The sequence below is a fragment of the Methanohalobium sp. genome (genome assembly GCF_046546175.1).
Taxonomy (GTDB): Archaea; Halobacteriota; Methanosarcinia; order Methanosarcinales; family Methanosarcinaceae; genus Methanohalobium.
In genome coordinates, this window is sequence record NZ_JBKGYF010000108.1 from 1 (window position 1) to 5142 (window position 5142).

The 5142-nt window shown below is 38.5% G+C and carries 7 protein-coding genes; all 7 read left to right on the forward strand.

Going from position 1 to position 5142, the window contains the following annotated elements; genetic code table 11:
* On the forward strand, positions 1-591 hold a 591-nt coding region (locus ACLFMM_RS09165), incomplete at its 5' end, for an RNA-guided endonuclease TnpB family protein (protein WP_410808432.1).
* Between the two features lie 153 nt (positions 592-744).
* Positions 745-1452, forward strand: coding sequence for a 7-cyano-7-deazaguanine synthase QueC (gene queC / locus ACLFMM_RS09170; RefSeq protein WP_410808433.1), 708 nt, complete (start codon positions 745-747; stop codon positions 1450-1452).
* A gap of 19 nt (positions 1453-1471) precedes the next feature.
* Positions 1472-2026 (forward strand): DUF366 family protein, encoded by a 555-nt coding sequence (locus ACLFMM_RS09175; RefSeq protein WP_410808434.1) that lies wholly within the window; start codon positions 1472-1474, stop codon positions 2024-2026.
* Positions 2026-2748: a 7-carboxy-7-deazaguanine synthase QueE gene (locus tag ACLFMM_RS09180; protein ID WP_410808435.1), complete on the forward strand. Its 723-nt coding sequence runs from the start codon at positions 2026-2028 to the stop codon at positions 2746-2748. The genes ACLFMM_RS09175 and ACLFMM_RS09180 overlap by 1 nt, the downstream gene beginning before the upstream one ends.
* Positions 2748-3098 (forward strand): 6-carboxytetrahydropterin synthase QueD, encoded by a 351-nt coding sequence (gene queD, locus ACLFMM_RS09185; RefSeq protein ID WP_410808436.1) that lies wholly within the window; start codon positions 2748-2750, stop codon positions 3096-3098. The genes ACLFMM_RS09180 and queD overlap by 1 nt, the downstream gene beginning before the upstream one ends.
* 71 nt (positions 3099-3169) lie before the next feature.
* On the forward strand, positions 3170-4123 hold the full coding sequence (gene nifB / locus ACLFMM_RS09190; RefSeq protein WP_410808437.1) for a nitrogenase cofactor biosynthesis protein NifB: 954 nt from the start codon (positions 3170-3172) through the stop codon (positions 4121-4123).
* A 35-nt stretch (positions 4124-4158) separates the two neighbouring features.
* The coding region (locus tag ACLFMM_RS09195; RefSeq protein WP_410808438.1) for a methanogenesis marker 2 protein at positions 4159-5142 on the forward strand (984 nt) is incomplete at its 3' end.

Below are 5142 nucleotides of genomic sequence, written 5' to 3' on the forward strand. Positions count from 1 at the left end.
GCTGTGATGTCAAACCCGAAGACCGGTAAAATCTGGAAACTGGGTAAAAAAGCACTACATACACATCTGAAATATAAAAACGACCGTAGGAAACTACAGGTCAAAGGGAAATACAAGAAAGTTAAACAGGTCAATGACAGAGAATCAAGGATTGTCAGGGACCTGAACCATAAAATCAGTTCCAAGATTGTGGAAACCGCTGCTGCCAATAACTGTGGTATCAGGATGGAGAACCTGAAAGGTATAAGGAATTCTGCGAGATGCAAAAAATCTTTCAAATACTCCCTGCACAGCTGGTCGTTCTATCAACTGCAATTTATGTTGGAATACAAAGCCAGGATGCTTGGAGTTAAAATTGATTTTGTAAAACCTGAATATACCTCGCAGGATTGCAGTAGATACGGTTATCTGGGTATTAGAAGTGGTGAATCGTTCGAGTGTCCTCATTGTGAGCACGTTGATTATGCGGACGCAAACGCGGCGTTCAATATAGCTATGCGCCCCGCAAATGGCAACGGTTTAACGCCCACCGACCACAGAACCTCACGGATTTATCCGTGGAAGTACGTCAGCATTGAATTTTATCCGTAATTTTTACTTTCAGATTCATTAGGAATCCTTTATAAATTGTTAATTTCGAACAAAAGGCTTAAATTAGTTACTTTTTTGTAGGTTTATGGTAATTCACTGTTCATGATTGATAACGGTTAATCTGCAAAATGACATGAATATGGAAATTCAAAAATGGGAGCAATATCACTACTTAGCAGTGGACTGGATTCGGTAGCAGCTCTAACAATTGCAAGAGAAAAAACCGATATAAAACTGGCAATTATTTTTGATTACGGTCAGCGTTCTGCAAAAAAGGAGATTGAATATTCCAAAAAAATCTGCGACGATTTTGGAATCAATTATGAGATAATCAGACTCGATTGGCTTGAAAAAATAACCAATACATCTCTGGTGAGCAGAAAACAGGATGTACCGGAACTTACATTAGATGATGTGTCAGGAAAAACTGCAACAGAAAAAACGGAAAAATCTGCAAAAAGTGTATGGGTACCAAATAGAAATGGTATATTTTTAAATATCGCAGCAGGCTTTGCTGAAAGCTTTGAATGTGAATATGTTGTGGTAGGGTTTAACAGTGAGGAAGCACAGACTTTTCCTGATAATTCTCCTGAATTTGTGGATTCGATGAATACCTGCCTCTCATATTCAACCAGAAACGGTGTGAAAATACTTGCTCCTCTTGTTGATTATGATAAAATGGACATCATTGAACAAGCTTTAAAATCAGAAGCACCTCTGGAGTGGAGCTGGAGCTGTTATCATGGTGGAGAACTCCCATGCGGTGTTTGTGAAAGCTGTATGAGGCGCAAACATGCGTTTGATGAGCTGGGTATAGACGACCCGCTTCTTGTAAGATTGGGTATGGTTGATGAAGATTAATTAAAAATGGTGTGTATCTATGGAATGTGTTTATCTGGGAAACAGGAATTATGACGGAAGCCAGATCTCATCGTTATGGGCATATAATATAGCAGGTATTCAGGATGATTCGATAATCTATTTCAGGGGAACCTGCGATGTGGAATTTGACCATATGATTGATCTTGAGGATAAAAAGGGTAACGAATCCATCTATTCACCTGATATGATTCATTTTATAATCGAACACTTTGATTCAACCGATTTAAAACTCATTTATCCAAGGCAGCGTTTATTTGTATCCATAGTCTCGGAAATATTGACAGTTAAAGGATTGAACATTATACGTAAAGGTGATGACCTATTTGTAAACAATAAAAAACTTTCAGTATCTATCGCCAGTACTTCAGCTGTTTCACAGAAAATTCATTTCGGGATTAATGTAGTGCACGACCATTATGCAGATTTAAATAGCAGTGAGTTAGAGGACGATGAAATCGAACAATTGATGCATGAAATTGCTGAATGTTATGTCAACGAAATTGACGACATCGAGAAAGATTTAAGGAAATCTAGACCCCTTGATGTGATTTGATGAAAGCTCCGGTTAGTGAAATATTCTGTTCTGTTCAGGGAGAAGGACCCTATGTAGGTATGAGACAGGTATTTGTCCGCTTTATCGGATGCAACCTTCAATGCTGGTATTGTGATACGCAAAAAGGATACACGGATATCTGCAGGTTTGAAAAAGAACCTGGTTCTGCTATATTTGCATCACTACCCAATCCACTGGATGTAAATACAGTTATTGATGCAGTAGAATCCTTTGGCAATGTTCATTCCATTTCATTGACAGGTGGAGAACCCTTATTACATGCAGATTTTATTAAAAACCTGCAAACATCTGCACCAATATATCTGGAATCCAATATGACTATGCCTGATATGGCAAAAAAGATAAAGCATAAAGTGTCCTTTGTATCAGGAGACGTTAAAATTATAAATGAAATTGAATGTGATGATTTTGAAACACATATTAAAAGAACAATTGACAGTTTCAGAATATTAAAAACCACAGAATCCAGAGATTGCTTTTGCAAAATCGTAATATTAAATAACACAAAATCCGAAGATGTTCTGGATATTGTGGATAATATATCAGATTATATCACTGGGATTATACTTCAGCCTGTAACACAGTACAATGATAAACCATCTATTCAGTTTTTACTTCAGCTCCAAAAACGATTACTTGATAATAATGGAATAGATACGAGAATAATACCACAAACCCAGAAGATGCTGGGGTGCCTATGATGAAGAAAATGCGACTCGGAATTATAGAATCAATTGATACTGCTCACTATTTACCAGGGCATGAAACGTGCGGAATCGTACATGGTCATACCTATAAGGTAGAAGTGGTGATAGAAGGTGAAAAAAAAGGTGGCATGGTCATGGACTTTGCAAACATCAAAAGGGTCGTTAAAGACATGTTGAAAGAATACGACCATACCTTACTTAATAATATACTATCCTATCCAAGTACTGAAAACCTCTGTGAAGATATTTATTCTAGACTATCTGAAAAACTTGAAATGCTTATCAGAGTCAGAATCTGGGAAGGAGAAAGTAAATGGTGTGAAATTGATTCAACTACCAGCTAACAATCAAACTCCCAATATCTATAAGAATGTTCGGTTTGTATTATGTTAATAAGACCTGAGAGGATACCGTTATGCCAGCTGAAAATAGTGATAATCAATCAAGTTCGGATTACAGTAATGAACAATTGCGGATAATTTCAGAACATCCGTGTTATGACCCAAAAGCTCAACATAAGTTTGGCAGGATGCACCTTGCAGTAGCTCCAAAATGTAATATTCAGTGCAAATACTGCATAAGGGATTATGACTGCGTAAATGAATGCCGTCCAGGTGTGACAAGCGAAGTTTTGACCCCGCAACAAGCGCTTGAGAAAACCAAACGGGTTTTGAAGGATTTTCCAAATATCAAAGTTATAGCAATAGCAGGGCCTGGTGACCCACTGGCAAATGATGAAACATTTGAAACCTTCAAACTCATTAAAGAAGAAATTCCGGACGTTATTATCTGTATGAGTACTAATGGTCTTGCACTTCCTGACAGAATCGATGATATGCTGGATGCAGGTGTGCAGACACTTACTGTTACAGTTAATGCAGTTGATCCCGAAATCCAGAAACAGATATGCGACCATGTAATTTACAATGGAAAGGTATATAAGGGTAAGGAAGCAGCTGAATTACTCATCAATAACCAGCTTGAAGGTATAAAAGCGGCTATTGATGCAGGAATTGTTATAAAGGTAAATACAGTGCTGGTTCCAGATGTTAATGATGGCCATGTTGTAGAAATCGCCAAAAGGATGAATGAAATGGGTGTATTTATCATGAATATCATGCCTCTTATACCACAGGCAGAGTTTGCTGACTGGAGGGTACCCACTGATGAAGAACGAAAAGCTGCACAGGCAGCCTGTGAACCATTCGTATCCCAGATGCGCCACTGCCGCCAGTGTAGGTCTGATGCTTATGGACTACTTGGTCAGGACCTATCTCAGATGAGTGAAGAAAGAAGAAACATGGTCAAACTTCAAACATTGAGAAATACAAAATCCAAATCCGATGAAGATACGGATGATGAAAATTAATTTATTGTAACCAAAAAAACAAAGGAAGCTTTTCTTTGGATTTGAAACAGATTGCAGACAGTATCAGAAATTTTGAAGGTGTAACCCGAAAGAAACCCATCGAAGGTATAGTTGAAATCTTTGAATCAGTACGTTCTGAATATGGAGGTTCACTAGTAGACTTTGGTGATGATGCTGCAGTCATTGATATTGGCAGAAATGATGTTATACTATTTGCTGCGGATTCAATCTGGGAAAAGCTGATGAGAGCAAGTCCTTGGTGGGCAGGTTATACAGCCATTCTTGCCAATGTTAATGATATAGCAGCAATGGGTGCACGTCCACTGGCAATGGTTGATGTTATATCCTCCAGTGATAAGGAATCCTGTGACCATCTTTTAAAAGGAATAACCGATGGAATCAGAAAATTTGGAGTTCCGATGGTAGGGGGCCATCTCCACCCTGATACACCCTATAGTTCAATAGCAGTAGCCATAATCGGTATTGCAAAGAAGGATTGTATCATTCGGAGTGATACTGCAAAACCTGGTGATTCAATTATAGTTGCCTATGACATGGATGGAAGAATAGGTCCAAATTCACCATATAGCTGGGACACAACCTCATTTAAAGATTCTGATACAGTACGTGATCGCTGTCTTGTGATGCAAACCATTGGAGAGCGAAAACTTGCAACAGCAGGAAAAGATATCAGTAACCCCGGAACAATAGGCACGCTTGGAATGCTGTGTGAAACCAGTAATGTGGGTGCGTCTGTAGACCTTGAAAAAATCCCGGTTCCTGAAGGTGTAGAACTTGAGCAGTGGCTTAAGGTTTATACAGCAACAGGTTATGTAATTACTGTCAGACCTGAAAATGCAGATGAATGTATCCAGGTATTCAGTGATGCAGGAATAAAAGCAACTGTTGTAGGTGAAATTAATGGCACCCTTAAACTGGATATTTGTGGTAAAACCGGACAAGAAACTGTTTTTGACTTTGAAGTCGATGAAATAACTGGCATTACGAAAGTAGGGCAA